This window comes from Gulosibacter macacae, assembly GCF_003865375.1.
Taxonomy (GTDB): domain Bacteria; phylum Actinomycetota; class Actinomycetes; order Actinomycetales; family Microbacteriaceae; genus Gulosibacter; species Gulosibacter macacae.
This window is the reverse complement of the sequence record NZ_RQVS01000018.1, coordinates 18,936-33,372: the sequence shown is the minus strand read 5'-3', so window position 1 is coordinate 33,372 and position 14,437 is coordinate 18,936. Positions and strand designations below refer to the sequence as shown.

General features: G+C 66.0%; 14 protein-coding genes and 1 tRNA gene. 11 read left to right on the top strand and 4 right to left on the bottom strand.

The features are described 5' to 3' along the window. Positions 1-31: 31 nt before the first annotated feature. From EG850_RS11890 to EG850_RS11880, 3 genes are all read right to left on the bottom strand, one after another. Positions 32-108: transfer RNA gene (locus EG850_RS11890), tRNA-Pro, on the bottom strand. Positions 109-184: 76 nt separating this feature from the next. Beyond that, positions 185-1,114 carry a metallophosphoesterase gene (locus tag EG850_RS11885; RefSeq protein ID WP_124973756.1) on the bottom strand — a complete coding sequence of 310 codons (930 nt, stop codon included), beginning with the start codon at positions 1,112-1,114 and terminating at the stop codon, positions 185-187. Continuing rightward, positions 1,114-3,651, bottom strand: a complete 2,538-nt coding sequence (locus tag EG850_RS11880; protein WP_124973754.1) for a transglycosylase domain-containing protein — start codon at positions 3,649-3,651, stop codon at positions 1,114-1,116. Before EG850_RS11880 ends, EG850_RS11885 begins: the two co-directional genes overlap by 1 nt. Positions 3,652-3,708: 57 nt before the next feature. Here EG850_RS11880 and EG850_RS11875 point away from each other — a divergent pair, with 57 nt between their 5' ends. Next, complete coding sequence (locus tag EG850_RS11875; RefSeq protein ID WP_124973752.1) at positions 3,709-3,903, top strand: DUF4177 domain-containing protein; 195 nt, start codon at positions 3,709-3,711, stop codon at positions 3,901-3,903. Beyond that, the gene (locus tag EG850_RS11870) at positions 3,900-4,418 is read left to right on the top strand and encodes a RidA family protein (protein ID WP_124973750.1); all 519 of its coding nucleotides are present in this window, start codon (positions 3,900-3,902) and stop codon (positions 4,416-4,418) included. The genes EG850_RS11875 and EG850_RS11870 overlap by 4 nt, the downstream gene beginning before the upstream one ends. Here the strand turns inward: EG850_RS11870 and acs are convergent. Then, positions 4,415-6,391 carry an acetate--CoA ligase gene (gene acs, locus EG850_RS11865; protein ID WP_124973748.1) on the bottom strand — a complete coding sequence of 659 codons (1,977 nt, stop codon included), beginning with the start codon at positions 6,389-6,391 and terminating at the stop codon, positions 4,415-4,417. The genes EG850_RS11870 and acs overlap by 4 nt on opposite strands. 312 nt (positions 6,392-6,703) lie before the next feature. Between acs and EG850_RS11860 the strand changes: the two genes are divergently transcribed. From EG850_RS11860 to EG850_RS11820, 9 genes are all read left to right on the top strand, one after another. Beyond that, on the top strand, positions 6,704-7,810 hold the full coding sequence (locus tag EG850_RS11860; RefSeq protein WP_124973746.1) for a TadA family conjugal transfer-associated ATPase: 1,107 nt from the start codon (positions 6,704-6,706) through the stop codon (positions 7,808-7,810). Then, positions 7,807-8,784: a type II secretion system F family protein gene (locus tag EG850_RS11855; RefSeq protein WP_235829315.1), complete on the top strand. Its 978-nt coding sequence runs from the start codon at positions 7,807-7,809 to the stop codon at positions 8,782-8,784. The genes EG850_RS11860 and EG850_RS11855 overlap by 4 nt, the downstream gene beginning before the upstream one ends. Positions 8,785-8,846: 62 nt before the next feature. After that, positions 8,847-9,041 carry a DUF4244 domain-containing protein gene (locus EG850_RS11850; protein WP_124973744.1) on the top strand — a complete coding sequence of 65 codons (195 nt, stop codon included), beginning with the start codon at positions 8,847-8,849 and terminating at the stop codon, positions 9,039-9,041. Continuing rightward, positions 9,041-9,391 (top strand): TadE family type IV pilus minor pilin, encoded by a 351-nt coding sequence (locus tag EG850_RS11845; RefSeq protein ID WP_124973742.1) that lies wholly within the window; start codon positions 9,041-9,043, stop codon positions 9,389-9,391. The genes EG850_RS11850 and EG850_RS11845 overlap by 1 nt, the downstream gene beginning before the upstream one ends. 39 nt (positions 9,392-9,430) lie before the next feature. Beyond that, positions 9,431-9,799, top strand: coding sequence for an Rv3654c family TadE-like protein (locus EG850_RS11840; protein ID WP_235829314.1), 369 nt, complete (start codon positions 9,431-9,433; stop codon positions 9,797-9,799). 191 nt (positions 9,800-9,990) lie between these two features. Next, positions 9,991-11,502 (top strand): acyl-CoA synthetase FdrA, encoded by a 1,512-nt coding sequence (gene fdrA, locus EG850_RS11835; RefSeq protein ID WP_124973738.1) that lies wholly within the window; start codon positions 9,991-9,993, stop codon positions 11,500-11,502. Positions 11,503-11,532: 30 nt separating this feature from the next. Then, positions 11,533-12,954 carry a YlbE family protein gene (locus EG850_RS11830; protein ID WP_124973736.1) on the top strand — a complete coding sequence of 474 codons (1,422 nt, stop codon included), beginning with the start codon at positions 11,533-11,535 and terminating at the stop codon, positions 12,952-12,954. Between the two features lie 2 nt (positions 12,955-12,956). Further along, on the top strand, positions 12,957-13,880 hold the full coding sequence (locus tag EG850_RS11825; RefSeq protein WP_124973734.1) for an oxamate carbamoyltransferase subunit AllH family protein: 924 nt from the start codon (positions 12,957-12,959) through the stop codon (positions 13,878-13,880). Between the two features lie 40 nt (positions 13,881-13,920). Further along, positions 13,921-14,412, top strand: a complete 492-nt coding sequence (locus EG850_RS11820) for a DUF1097 domain-containing protein (protein WP_185715056.1) — start codon at positions 13,921-13,923, stop codon at positions 14,410-14,412. Positions 14,413-14,437 lie beyond the last annotated feature (25 nt).

The following is a 14,437-nucleotide window of genomic DNA, read 5'->3' as shown; positions in this document are numbered from 1 at the left end:
AAAGTGGGAACTATGTCGCGACACATCACATTGGTCGGGGTGACAGGATTTGAACCTGCGGCCTCGTCGTCCCGAACGACGCGCGCTACCAAGCTGCGCCACACCCCGTTGTCGCCAGCGTGCTGGCAACCACACGACTATATCCTAAATCTCCTGCCCACGCACACGCGCCAAGGCACCGCGGCTAGCGCGAAACCAGCGTGACGAGCGTCGCCTCGGGCGGGCAGAACGTGCGCACCGGCGCGTAGATCGACGTGCCCAATCCGCGCGAGATGTGCAGTGGCACGGTACGCCCACTCGGGCCCCACTGCGTGAGCCCACCGGCATACTCCGGCGGGAGATCGCAATTCGTCACGATTGCCCGGCTACCGGGCAAGCACACCTGGCCGCCGTGGGTGTGGCCGGCGAAGATCGCATCCACGCCAATACCCTCGGCTGCATACGGGTCGAGGATGCGCTGGTACGGCGCGTGGACGAGCCCGAGCGTCACATCCCACTCAGCACCGGCAGAGACCCCAGCGAAGGCCTCTTCGGCCACCGCAAGGCGATCCACCTTGATATGCGGATCGTCGACGCCAATCGCGCGCACGCGGCGCCCCGCGGCTTCAATCACCGCGGCCGAGTTCGTGAGGTCGGTCCAGCCAAGGTCATCGAAGAGTAGTGCCCGCAGTGCCCGCTCATCGAGGTCACGCATCCGCTTCACTCCCGGACGCTTCGGCAGGAGATAGGTGAGCGGGCTCTTGAGCACCGGCCCGTAGTAGTCGTTCGAGCCGAACACCGAAAGCGCCGGCACCCCACGGAAAGGTTCGAGCATCTCAGCTAGCTGTGGCAACGCATCCACATGCCCGAGGTTGTCGCCGGTGGCGACGATGAGGTCAGGTTCGAGCTCGGCGAGGCGCTGCACGAACTTGATCTTCTTGCGCTGCCAGGGCGCGAGATGAAAATCGGCGAGGTGCAGGATGCGCAGCGGCTCGCTTCCCGGCGCCAGCATCGGCAGCTCGAGCTCGCGCAACACGAAGCGGCGGCGCTCGATGGCGACCGCCCAGGTCACAAACCCGAGGCCGCTCGCCATAATGGCGGCGGCCCCGAGTGTGAGGGTGCGAAGCGGGCGCACTACTTCGCGGTCACCGTAATGGTGGAGTTCGGCGCCACATTGCTTCCGGCAGGCGGATCAGTCGATTCCACCGTGCCGCCAGCGGGTCCGCGCCACGAGTAGCTCACGTTGATCGTCGACAGGCCGGCCGCCGAGAGCGCGGCGAGCGCATCATCCTGGTTCATGCCGACAATATTCGGCATCGGCAGACCCTGTTGCGTCGACGGGCTCGGTGACGGCGAGGCACCCGGCTGCTTGCCGTTTGACGTCGAGATCGTCACGTTCGAGCCCTTCGGCACCGAGGTGTTCGCCGAGGGGTTCGTGTGTGCGACCGTGCCGCTCGGCTGCGCCGAGTCAACCTGGCCACCCACATCAACGATGAAGCCAGCAGCTTCGAGCGCCGAGGTCGCAGCAGACACCGACATACCGGTGACATCGGGCACGACGACGTTCTCAACGCGGAACGCATCCGGGTTGGGTTCGGCGAAGTCATTCGCCCCGTACTTCGGAATCGCCTGCGAGAACACCTGGTTGGCGATCACGTGGCGCACGCGCGTACCGGCAGCGTTCTCGAAGCCGACGTCATAGAGCGAGTAGTCGCCGGTGACATTGCCGACCCAAATGGCAAGCGCAACGCCCGTGGTCGAGGCGATGAGCCACGTGTCCTTCGCGGCGTCAGTCGTACCCGACTTACCAATCATCGGACCCATGTACGGGTTCGACGCCACACCGGTACCGCCGGTCATTACCGCCTGCAGGGCGTAGTTCGACGCGGCTGCCACATCGGGCGAAATGGCCTGGTGGCATTCCGACTTTGGCGGCGTCACATCGGTGCCATCGCGGAGCGTGATCGACGAGATCGCAATGGGCGAGCACGAGACGCCGTTATTCGCGAAGGCGGCGATGGCGGTCGCCATCGACAATGGCGCGATCTCATTCGTTCCGAGCACGTCGGAGGGGTACGACGAGTTCGGCTGGCCATCAGCACGGTGCGCACCCATCGACATGGCAATGTCGCGGGTCACACACTGATCAAGCTTCTCGGCCATCGCCACGAACGCGGTGTTGACCGAGCCCGAGGTGGCTTCGACCGCATTCATCGAGTTGAAGTTGGCGTTGCCGTCGTTCTGTGGGTTCCAGCTACCACCGTAGGGGCCGTTACAGGAGTCCTGGAACGCGGCGAGGTTGAAGCTACGGCGCTTGGCATTGATCGACTCGTAGAGCGAGTGACCCGATTGAATCCAGTTCGCCAGGGTGAAGATCTTGTACGTCGATCCCACCTGGAAGCCACTCGAGCCGCCGAATTGATAGTCGGTGTTGTAGTTCACCGAGGTGGCGGTAGCGCTTCCTGCGGCGGCTTCGGTTTCGTCGAAGTCCTTGTTTTGCACCATCGCGAGCACGTGTCCGGTACCCGGCTGCACGACTGACATCGCGGTTCCGAAGTCCATGTAGTCAACCGCGTGCGGCACCGTGTTGTTCATCACATCGGTGGAGTACTGCTGAAGATCAAGGTCGATCGTGGTGTGGATCTGGTAGCCCTTGGTCTGGAAGTTGAACAGACGCTCCTCGTAGGTCGAGCCGAAGGCCGGGTCGTTGAGGATGACCTTGCGCACGTAGTCGCAGAAGAAGCCCGTGTTGCCGGTTGCATTCATGCATCCGTGCTTGGTCGGCGTGATGTTCGGCGTGACGGGGGTCGCGACGGCCTCGTCATACTGCGCCTGGTAGATCTTGTTTTCTTCGAGCATGCGGCGCAGCACATAGTCGCGACGCATCTGCGCTTCTTCGATGTTCTCGGGGTCGTCGATGCGGAACTGGTTCGGGTTCTGCACCATGCCGGCAATGAGCGCGGCCTCGGGAAGCGTGAGGTCCTTCGCGGTCTTGCCGAAGTAGTACTGGGCTGCCGATTCGACGCCATAGATGGTGCCACCGAACAACGCAATGTTGAGGTAGCCCTCGAGAATCTGGTCCTTCGAGTACTGCTTCTCCACACCAATGGCGAGGCGCATCTCCTGCAGCTTGCGGCCCATCGTCGTCTCAACGGCCTGCTCGTAGGCGGCCTGGCGCTCGGTGGGGTCAAGGATGGCCTCAGCGGCCTGCACGCGCTGATTACGCACGTACTGCATCGTGATGGTCGACGCACCACCGCCGTCGTCTCCGAGCACGCTCACGAGCACGGCACGGGCGGCCGAAATCATGTCGACGCCGCCGTGCTCGTAGTAGCGCGGGTCTTCGGTCGCAATCACGCCATCGATGAGGTGCTGTGAAATCTGGTCGAGCGGCACCTCAATGCGGTTCTGCGAGTAGAACTCAGCGAACTTCTCTTCCTGGTCACCGCGCATCCCGTACAGCTCGGTCTTCTGCTGAAGCGGCTGGATGTCGAGGTAGTCGGGGAGCGACTCGAACAAGGTGATCGTCGAGTTCGCGGTCACGCCAGCCACAGCAATCAGCGGAGTAATCATGGCTGCTACGAGCACTCCGGCAATGCCGCTCATGCCGAGCATGCCGAGTACCGCGGCGAGCACATTGCCCTTGGGCGCGGTCGAAGTCTTAGAAGGCATACGAACTAGGGTAAGTCAGAACCGGCCAGACCTGCCGGGATTCACAGACTCAGCTGGATGCGGCATCAGCCGCGCGAGGGGTATGAAATGCCGAAGTGGGAGTACTTCATCACACCGTTGCCGGTGCACACGCCCGGCCAGATTCTCAATAACTGGGGCGCCAAGGGATGGGAGCTCGTGCAGATCGTGCAGCACGAGCAGGGCGGCTCAGTCGCGTACATGAAGCGTCAGATTGTCGAGGATGCATCATGAGCGCCGTAGAAGAACGCCTGGGCCTGCTCGGCCTCGGTTTGCCGCCGGTCGCCGCACCAGTCGCGGCCTACCTGCCCGCGTTGTCGCACAATGGCATCGCCTACACCTCGGGACAACTGCCCTTCGTGGAGGGCGCGTTGCCGGCCACCGGCAAGGTGGGCGGCGAAGTTGCTCCCGAGCAGGGGCAGGAATTCGCCACCTTCGCGGTCCTCAATGCGCTGGCGGCGCTCAAGGCCGAACTCGGTGACCTCGACCGCATCACCCGCGTGCTCAAGGTGACGGTGTTCGTTGCCTCGACCACCGATTTCATCGGCCAGCCCGCGGTCGCGAACGGTGCATCCGAATTGCTCGGCGAGCTCTTCGGTGATGCCGGCCGTCACGTGCGTTCAGCCGTCGGTGTGCCGGTGCTGCCGCTCGACTCTCCGGTCGAACGAGTAGGCGCATCGCGCCAAACGAGTGCTGAGGCCCTCGAAGCACGTGCTTCGAGGGCCTCAGCACTCGTTCAAGCGGTCTAGTCCTCCGTCGACGTCTTCACGCCGCCGGCGATTGCCGACATCACCGAGGCATCCGTCAGCGTCGACGTGTCGCCCACGGTGCGGCCCTCCGCCACATCCTTGAGCAGGCGACGCATGATCTTGCCCGAGCGGGTCTTCGGCAGCTCATCCACGATGTAGAGGTCGCGCGGGCGGGCAATCTTGCCGATGATGCGGCCCACCCAATCGCGCAGTTCCTGCACCGCATCGGTTGCGGCGGCAGCTTCGCGCTGCGATTCCTTGAGCACGACGAAGGCCACCACGGCCTGGCCGGTCGTCTCATCGGCGGCACCCACGACCGCGGCTTCGGCGGTGAAGAAGTGCTCGACGAGCGCGCCCTCGATCTCGGCGGTCGAGAGGCGGTGGCCCGAGACATTCATCACATCGTCGACGCGTCCGAGCAGCCACAGATCGCCATCGATGTCGACGCCCGCGCCGTCGCCGGCGAAGTAGCGACCCGGGAACTGCGACCAATAGGTTTCGACGTAACGGTCGTCATTGCCCCAGATGGTGCGCGCCATCGCGGGCCACGGCTCGGTGATCGTGAGGAGGCCCATCTCGCCCGGGTCAACGCGACGGCCGTCCTCAGCAATGACCTCAACGACGACGCCGGGAACGGGCGCCTGAGCACTGCCCGGCTTCAATGCATCCTGTGTCGGGAGCGGCGCGATCATGTGCGCCCCGGTCTCGGTCTGCCACCAGGTGTCGACGATCGGGCAGGTGTTGCCGCCGATGACCTCGCGGAACCATTCCCAGGCCTCAGGGTTGATCGGCTCACCGACCGAACCGAGCAGGCGAAGCGACGAGAGGTCGTGGCGCTGCGGAATCTCGCGGCCCGACTTCATGAAGCCGCGGATGGCCGTGGGTGCCGCGTAGAAGATCGTCACCTTGTACTGCTCGATGATCTCGAACCAGCGGTCAAGCGACGGGAAGTCGTGGGCACCCTCGTACATGATCTGCGTGGCGCCGTTCGCGAGCGGACCGTAGACGAGGTAGCTGTGGCCGGTTACCCAACCAACATCGGCGGTGGCCCAGTACACATCGTCGTCGCGTAGGTCGAACATGGTGCGGTGCGTGTAGGCGACCTGCGTGAGATAGCCACCGGTTGTGTGCAACAGGCCCTTCGGCGTGCCGGTCGTACCCGAGGTATAGAGGATGAACAGCGGGTGTTCGGCGTCGAAGGCCTGCGCTTCGTGCGTGTCGGCGGCCTTGGCGATCTCATCGTGCCACCAGAGGTCGCGGCCTTCGACCATCTCAACCTCGTGCTCGGGACGCTTGACCACGAGCACATGCTCGACCGAGTGACCGGGCTTCGTGAGTGCCTCGTCAACGGCTTCCTTGAGCGGGAAGACGCGGCCCTTGCGGTTCGAGCCGTTCGCGGTGATGACCACCTTCGCCTGGGCGTCATCGACGCGCTGGCGAATGGCGTCGGGTGAGAATCCGCCGAAGATCACCGAGTGCACGGCGCCGATGCGGGCGCAGGCAAGCATGGCGAACACGGTCTCGGGCACCATCGGCAGGTAGAGCGCGACCCGATCACCGGCGGTGACGCCGAGCGACTCGAGCATGTTTGCGGCGCGCTGCACCTCGAGGTGGAGGTCGGCGTAGGTGATGTCGCGGGTGTCGCCCGGTTCGCCGATGAAGTGGATGGCGACGCGGTCACCGTTGCCGGCGGCCACGTGGCGGTCGACGCAGTTCACGGCGACATTGAGCTGACCGTCGGCGAACCACTTTGCGAAGGGCGCGTTCGACCAGTCGAGGGTCTGGGTGAACGGTGTCGCCCATTCGAGCTCGCGGGCGCGCGCTTCCCAAAACCCGAGCCGGTCGGCGGCTGCCTGTTCGCGGATATCGGCGGGCACCTTCGTGCCAGCGACGAACTCCGGCGTCGGCGGGTGCGACTCAATCTTGTGAATGAGGCGGTCGATCTTGTCGGGAGCAGCCGAGGTGTCAGACATCTTCGTCCTTGGGTCGGGGTGGGGGATGCAGAGCGCTTCGGCCGGGTGCGGCGGCGTTGCCACGGGCCTGGCGCTACGCGGGGGAGTTTAGGCAAATAAACCGGAGTTGTCGCCCAGAGTCACCAGAACGTGCGTTCAGGAAGTAGGTAATGCCGGATGCAGATCGGCCTGATTCTGCGGATTTTGCGGTGGTATTTCGGTGATACGGCGGGGGTATTGGGCTGTTACCGAGGCCCCTGTGGAATTCAATTCATCCACAGGGGGAGGTCTGCGGCAGGCGTCATGTGGGGCCCGTCACCTACCTTGTCGGCCATGCGCACCCAAACAGACCAGTTCTTGCCGCCAGATGCGGCCGCCCCGCAGCGCTTCGTCGTGCAACCGGCGGCACAGCGACCGGCCGAGGTGCCGCTCGCGGCGATTCCGGGTCGCGATGACCGCAACCGGCCACGGCGCCCACTCACCCGCGGCGACGCCGATGCCTTCGGTCCGCTCGCCGGCTTCGTCGCTGACGGTGAAGTGACTGACCTGTTCGTCAACGGGATGGCCGGGCTCTGGGTCGACCGCGGCCACGGCCTCACGCGCGATCCGAGTTGGCGTGCCCCCGACGAACAATCGCTCCGAGCGCTCGCGGTTCGCATCATCGCGGCCGGTGGTCGCCACCTCGATGAGAGCAACCCGGCCGTGGATGTGCGGATCGGCGACGGCATTCGCGTGCATGCGGTGCTGCCGCCGGTGTCGCCCGAGGGCACGCTGCTCTCGGTGCGCACGCCCCGCACCGTGCGACTCAGCCTCGATGATCTGCGGGATGCGGGCTTTTTCTACCCGGGTGCCGAAGAGATCGTGCACCGCGCCGTCGCCGATCGCGCGAATCTGCTGGTGACCGGGGCCGGCGGCTCGGGTAAGACCACCTTTCTCGGCGCGCTCCTTGGCCGGGCCGGACGAGATGAACGCATCTTGACGATCGAAGATGTCGCCGAGCTGCGCATCGATCACCCGCACGTCGTCTCGCTCGAAGCCCGCCAGGCGAATGTTGAGGGTGCGGGCGAAGTCACGCTCGATCGGCTCGTGCGCGAGTCACTGCGGATGCGCCCCGACCGGCTTGTGCTCGGGGAGTGCCGCGGCGCTGAGTTGCGCGAACTCCTCGCCGCGCTTAACACCGGCCACGATGGGGGAGCCGGAACCTTGCATGCGAATTCGCTTGCGGATGTGCCGGCTCGGCTTGAAGCGCTCGGCGCGCTCGCGGGGATGACACCGCTCGCCATTGCGCGGCAGACGGTGTCGGCGATTGACCTCGTGCTCCACGTCGAGCGCCGTGAGGGTGTGCGGCGGCTTGTTGATATGGGTGAGTTTGGGCTAGATGATGCGGGTCGCCTACGCATCACGAGCGTGCGCACCGGAGATCGGCTTGAGCGCGCATGAGTGCTCGAGACACCACCGCGACCGAAGAGGTGGCCGCCGTTGTTGAACGGCTCGCAACCCTCTTGGCCGGAGGCAATGCGCCCGCGAACGTGTGGCCGAGGCTCGCCGCCTTTGCGAGCGGCGAGGTGGTCGGGAGCAATGAGCGAGCACCATTGCGCGCGTTCGAGCGCATCCTGCCTCGCCGCTGGCGGCGACGCCCGCACGAGCGCGTCGAAGCCCGCGTCGCACGAATCGTGCGCGGTGGCGGCGATGCCGCAGCGGAATTGCGCGAGCATCCGCATGCCTCATGGCGTGCGCTTGGTGCGACCTGGCGGCTCGCCGAACGCACCGGTGCACCTCTGGGCCCGGCCCTGCGTGATCTTGCCGCTGGGTTTCGTGATCTCGGGCAGTCCGAGCGGGATGTGAGTGTGGCGCTCTCGGGGCCAGCGTCAACCTCGCGTCTCGTCACGGCGCTGCCGCTGATTGGCGTCGCACTCGGCGCACTCCTCGGTTTCGACACCCTCGGCGTCCTCACCGGCGAACCGGTTGGCTGGCTGCTCGTCGCCATCGGCGTGGGGCTCCTCGTAGCTGGCTGGTGGTGGAGTCGCACCCTCGTGCGCCGCGCCTCGAAGCGCCCGACCACTCCAGGCTTCGGGCTTGATCTCGTCGCCATGGGGATGCACGGCGGCGGTGCCGCTGACGCGATCGTGAGCGAGGTGCGCTCGACCCTCCGCGCCTTTCGGCTCGAACCGAGCGGCATTGAGCGCGCAAGCCCCGTGCTCGAGCTTGCGACCGGTGCCGGGGTGCCTGCGGCCGAACTCCTCCGAGCGGAGGCCTCGCTCGAGCGCACGAGAGCGCGCACTGATGCGGCTCGTGCCGCGGCGAAGCTCGGCGTCACGCTGATGCTCCCGCTCGGGGTGTGCATCCTGCCTGCCTTTCTCGCGCTCGGCGTCGCACCGCTCCTCGTTGCGGTATTGCAGCGAGTGCTCAGCTAGCCGGCGCCGTGCCCCGCGCCTAGAGACGTGCCGTGCAAACCCATCACTCGAAAGGAACTCACATGTCCCAACTCCGTCACCTGTCCGCATCCCTGCTTTGCCGCCTCCGGAATGAAGACGAGGGTGCCGCCACCGCCGAATACGCGATTGTCATCATGGCGGCCGTCGCCTTGGGTTCGGTGCTGCTTCTCGTCATGCAGTCGGGCGCTGTGCAATCGATCATCGAAGACCTCGTCGTCGGCGCCTTCACGATCTGATGTCGAAGCGGGAATGGCGGCTGCGTGACGATGCCGGTTCGGTTACGGCCGAGTTCGCGGTCGCCATGCCCGCGGTCGTGCTCGTGCTCGGCATCTGCGTTGGTGTCGTTGTCGGCGCAAGTGTGCAGGTGCGGGTGCAGGACGCCGCGGGTGAAGCTGCCCGGCTTGCGGCTCGCGGCGACGACGCGGGGGTGGCACTGAGCATTGCCGGGGAGGCGGCAAGCCTTGATACCTGGGATGCGGGCGAGTTGCGTTGCGCCCGAGTCAGCGCGCCGGTGCTTGTCGTGGGTCTTGACCTCGGGATTCGCGCCGAGGCGGCCTCCTGCGCGCTGCGCGATGCGGGGAGCTAGACCATGCCCGGAGACCAGCTATGCCGAACGCCAGCAATATTGAACGCGCGGCAAGGGTGGGCGCTGCGGCTGCGACTCCGCGACGACCGTGGCTCCGGTTCGGTGCTCGCGCTCGCCATTGCCGCCGCCGCAGTGGCCCTCGCGATCGCGCTCGTCATCGGCCTCAGCGTGCACGCGGCCCGCACCCGGGTCGCGGTGGCGGCGGATGCGGCCGCGCTCGCGGCTGCTGACACCGCATCCGGTCGCGTGCCGGGAGAGGCGTGCGCCCGAGCATCCGCGGTGGCCGATGCCCACGGCGTCACCCTCGCCGACTGTGCGAGCACGCGCATCGAGTCGACCGTGCGCGTGACCCTGGCAATCGGGCCGCTTACCCTCGCCGCGAGCGCGCGAGCCGGACTCCCTCGCTGAATTACTGACCTATTGTTCAGTAATTCTGTGAGGTCGCTGTGAATGCTGAATTTTGGCTGTTGGTATACCAAGAACCACCTAGCCTAGAAGTACTCGACCCGAGCGGCACCGCAGGCGCCGCGGGTGATGAGCTTGAAGCAGCAGAAGGCGGATTCTCGCAGGTCGAAACCACCTGTCGAGAGGAGTGCTCTGTGCACGTAAAAGCAGTAATCAAGCCGAACACCTATTCCGACTCGATGTCGCTTATGGCGCTATCGACGAAGGTCAACCAGCTCCCCGAAGTTCACCAGGCCATGATCGGCATGGGCACGGGTCTCAACAAGCAGGTCATCGCCGAGGTGGGCCTGTCAACCCCCGAGGTTGAGGCGGCAACGCCCCGCGACCAGATCATCGTGGTCCAGTGTGATACCGAAGAGATCTGCGACGAGGTGCTCGCTAAAGTCGAAGAGCTCCGTGCCGAAGGCATGGCGAAGCCAGCAGGTGCCACCAGCTACCGCACCTCGCGCCAGGCGTACGAGAACGCCACCGACACCTCGCTCGCAATCATTTCGGTGCCCGGCGAATACGCCGCCGACGAAGCTCGCGCCGCTCTTGACGCAGGCCGCCACGTGCTCATGTTCTCCGACAATGTTTCAGTCGAAGACGAGATCTCGCTCAAGCAGCAGGGCCACGACGCTGGCCTGCTCGTCATGGGCCCCGACTGCGGCACGGCCATCATCAATGGCGTCGGCCTCTGCTTCGCTAACGTCGTCGCCGACGGCCCGGTCGGCATCGTCGGTGCCAGTGGCACCGGTAGCCAAGAACTCTCGGTGCAGATCGACGCACTCGGTTCCGGCGTCTCGCAGCTTATCGGCACCGGCGGGCGCGACCTCAGCGAAGCCGTCGGCGGCATCATGATGCTCGATGGCCTGCGCATGCTCGCCGAAGACCCGGCCACCACCGTCATTGCCCTGCTCTCGAAGCCCCCGGCCGCATCCGTTGCCGAGCGCGTACTCAGCGCGGCAGGTGAGGTCGGCAAGCCCGTCGTCGTCTGCTTCATCGGCGCCGATACTCCGGCCAACCTGCCCGAGAACGTCACCTTCGTCGCAAACACCCTCGATGCGGCACGCGCCGCGGTTGAGCTGGCCACTGGCAGCGCACCTGCGCAGCCGGCACCCGTCGAACTGCCGAACCTCACCTTCGCCGAGGGCCAGACCGACATCCGCGGCCTGTTCTGCGGTGGCACCGTCTGCGACGAGGTCTTCCAAGCCATCGCACTCGCCCAGCCCGAACGCACCCGCTCGAACGTCGCCAAGCGCGCCGAACAGCAGATCGAGCGCGAAACCAAGGGCAACCTGCTCATCGACTTCGGTGCCGATGAGTACACCCAGGGCCGCCCGCATCCGATGATCGACCCCACCCTGCGCAGCGCCGAAATCGTGCGCCACGCAGCCGACCCCGCCACCGCCGTCCTGCTCATTGATGTGGAGCTTGGTTACGGCTCGAACCCCGACCCCGCCGGTGCTGCCGCTCCGGCCATCGCCGAAGCCTTCGCCGCAGCCCGGGCCGAAGGTCGCGAACTCGCGATCATCGCCTATGTGCTTGGCACCGACCGCGACCCGCAAGACAAGGCCGCGCAGACCGCCACGCTCACGCAGCTCGGCGTCACCGTCGTCGACAGCGCCATCGGCCTCGCCGACGCAGCCCTGCGCACCATCGGCTAATCGCGAACGAACACCAAGGAGACCAAGATCATGAGCAACCAATTGTTTGACCGCAAACTCGAAGTCGTCAACGTGGGCCTTCCGGCCTTCCTCGCCGATGTCGAAGCCCAGGGCGCCGATGGCGTGCAGGTTGACTGGGCCCCGCCGCGTGAAATGTCACCCGAGGTGCGCGACGCCCTCAACAAGCTGCGCCGCCCCGACGTCGCTGAGCGCATCCGTGCCGCAAACGCCGAAGTCGTCAAGCGCATCATCGACGCGCACCCGGTGCTCGTCGGGTACGGCAAGGCCATTGATGTGGTGCCGGGGATGACCGCGAACACCATCCTTCACGCCGGCCCGCCGATCGAGTGGAAAGACATGTCGGGCCCGATGCGCGGCGCCGTCACCGGTGCCATCGTCTTCGAAGGTCTTGCCAAGGACATCGCCGAAGCTGAGGAGGTCGCAGCCAATGGCGGCGTCATCTTCTCGCCCTGCCACGAACACGATTGCGTCGGCTCAATGGCCGGTGTCACCTCGGCCTCGATGTACATGCACATCGTGAAGAACCAGGTGCACGGCAACGTGGCCTACACGAACCTCTCGGAGCAGCTCGCGAAGATCCTGCGCATGGGCGCGAACGACCAGTCGGTCGTCGACCGCCTCGTCTGGATGCGCGATGTGCTCGGCCCGATGCTCCAGCAGGCCATGGAGCTCGCTGGCGAAATCGACCTCCGCTCGATGCTCGCGCAGGCACTGCACATGGGTGACGAAGACCACAACCGCAACATCGCCGGTACCCTCCTGCTCTTCCAGGCGCTCGCGCCCTACATGCTGCAGACCGACTTCACGACCGAACAGAAGAAGGACGTCTTCGAATTCATCCAGTCGAGCGACTACTTCTCAGGCCCGACTTGGATGGCCGTGTCGAAGTGTGCGCTCGACGCCGCCCACGGCGTGCCCGACAGCACCATCGTCACCACCATGTGCCGCAACGGTACGGAGTTCGGTGTTCGCGTCGCGAACTTCGAAGGCTTCCGCTGGTTCACCGGCCCCGCCCAGCAGGTGATCGGTCCGATGATGGCTGGCTACAAGCCGGAAGACTCCGGTCTCGACATCGGTGACTCGGCCATCACCGAGACCTACGGCATCGGTGGCTTCGCGATGGCCGCGGCCCCCGCGATTGTGCCGCTCGTTGGCGGCACCGTCGATGAGGCCATCAACTACTCGAAGGACATGCTCGCGATCACCACGACCGTGAACCCGAACCTCACCATCCCGATCCTTGACTTCCGCGAGGTTGCCACTGGCATCGACGTCGTCAAGGTCATCGAGACCGGCGAGCTGCCGATCATCAACACGGCGATCGCGCACAAGGAAGCCGGCATCGGCATGATTGGTACGGGCCTCGTGAACCCGCCCTTCGAAGTGTTCGAGAAGGCCATCGTCGCCCTCGCCGAATCGATCGCGGCCTAGCCATGATCACGCGTGCCCTCGCCGCCGACACCGATTGGCGTGACGCGCTGCGCGTCGCGCCGAGCGGTGCCGAGCGAGGGCGCGCCCTCGAGGTTGCCTCGTCATTCGACCGAGCGCTTAACCTGCGGCGGCCCGCGGGTGGGCTCCTCACCGTGCTCACCCGCGCCGGTCGCCCGGCACCCGGCGCTCTCATCACCGAATTGGATGCGCTGCCGCGCATTCCAGCAGGCACTCCCGTCACACTCGACTCGTCTCCCGCGGGGCCGACGCTTACCGTCAGGCGCCTACGGATCACGCTGGCCGGCCACACCGAATTCGATTGCGGCACCGTCCCACTCGATGCCGTCTCGGCGTCGCTCGCCGACTCGGCAACCGCCTTCCGCGCAGCGCTCGACGCCGTCGCGGCTCCCGGCTCATTCGTTGCGACCACAGCCGCGACACCCTATGAAGCTGCCCTGCAGCGACGCCTCCTCACTGCCGCGACCAATTGGCAGGCAGCAATTCGCGGCGAAGGCGCACTCGCCGACGCTGCCGCCTCGCTCATCGGCCTCGGCGCCGGACTCACGCCCTCGGGAGACGACTACCTCGCCGGTGCGCTCGCGGTCTTACACCTGCATCCCATCACCGGCGCGAACGGCGGCAGCGCACTCGAAGCGAGTGCCGCGGTACGTGCCGCAACCAGCGCCGCCGACGCCACCACCGAAGTCGGCCGACACTTCCTCCTCGCCGCGTGCGAGGGTCGATTCCACCATGACGTTGCCGCCGCGGCCACCGCCGCGCTAACCGGCACCACCAACTTGCCGCAGCTTGTCGCCCAGGTCGCCGAAATTGGCTCTACCTCGGGCACCGACACCCTCACCGGCATCGCAGACACCCTCGCCGCACTCGCGGCGACCACGGCCCGCATCCCTGCGGGTCGCCGCTAGTCGGCGCGGCCACCGCGCCACGCAGAGAAAGAAGCACTCCGTGAACCGCTCGCTCCTCGCCGCCGCCATTGCCACAGGCATCCTCTGTGGGCTGTGGGCTGGTCTGGCGCCGCTGGTTGGCCTGTCAATCTGGGCCGGATTCGCCGGCTGCACCGCCTTCTTCGCCTCCGGGAAGCCCGGTCTCAAGGGCGTCGGGCTCACGCTCGCCACCACCATCGTCGGTGTGGGCACCGCTCTCGTCATGATCTGGCTCGGCGACATCATCGGCGCCCCGGCCGGCACCGGCATCGCGGTGGGACTCATCGTCGCGGTCATCGTGCTTATGGGCTCAGTGCCCTGGCTCGCGTTCGTCCCCGGCATCTTTGTCGGCTGCTACAGCACCTTCGCCATCAACGCCGATTGGCAATTGCTCATCGCTTCGCTCGTCGCCGGTGTCGTGCTCGGCTGGCTCTGCCAGCTCGGCGGCAAGGCACTCGCGCCGCTGCTCGGAGCCAAGCCCGAACCGCAGGCCGCCGCAGTCGACGCGGCCTAACCGCATCCAATTCTCAACCGATTCT

Excerpts from the sequence above, each read along its gene's own strand:
- EG850_RS11880 (WP_124973754.1), bottom strand. The coding sequence starts at position 3,651 with ATGCCTTCTAAGACTTCGACCGCGCCCAAGGGCAATGTGCTCGCCGCG.
- EG850_RS11875 (WP_124973752.1), top strand. The coding sequence starts at position 3,709 with ATGCGGCATCAGCCGCGCGAGGGGTATGAAATGCCGAAGTGGGAGTAC.
- EG850_RS11870 (WP_124973750.1), top strand. The coding sequence starts at position 3,900 with ATGAGCGCCGTAGAAGAACGCCTGGGCCTGCTCGGCCTCGGTTTGCCG.
- acs (WP_124973748.1), bottom strand. The coding sequence starts at position 6,391 with ATGTCTGACACCTCGGCTGCTCCCGACAAGATCGACCGCCTCATTCAC.
- EG850_RS11860 (WP_124973746.1), top strand. The coding sequence starts at position 6,704 with ATGCGCACCCAAACAGACCAGTTCTTGCCGCCAGATGCGGCCGCCCCG.
- EG850_RS11855 (WP_235829315.1), top strand. The coding sequence starts at position 7,807 with ATGAGTGCTCGAGACACCACCGCGACCGAAGAGGTGGCCGCCGTTGTT.
- EG850_RS11850 (WP_124973744.1), top strand. The coding sequence starts at position 8,847 with ATGTCCCAACTCCGTCACCTGTCCGCATCCCTGCTTTGCCGCCTCCGG.
- EG850_RS11845 (WP_124973742.1), top strand. The coding sequence starts at position 9,041 with ATGTCGAAGCGGGAATGGCGGCTGCGTGACGATGCCGGTTCGGTTACG.
- EG850_RS11830 (WP_124973736.1), top strand. The coding sequence starts at position 11,533 with ATGAGCAACCAATTGTTTGACCGCAAACTCGAAGTCGTCAACGTGGGC.
- EG850_RS11825 (WP_124973734.1), top strand. The coding sequence starts at position 12,957 with ATGATCACGCGTGCCCTCGCCGCCGACACCGATTGGCGTGACGCGCTG.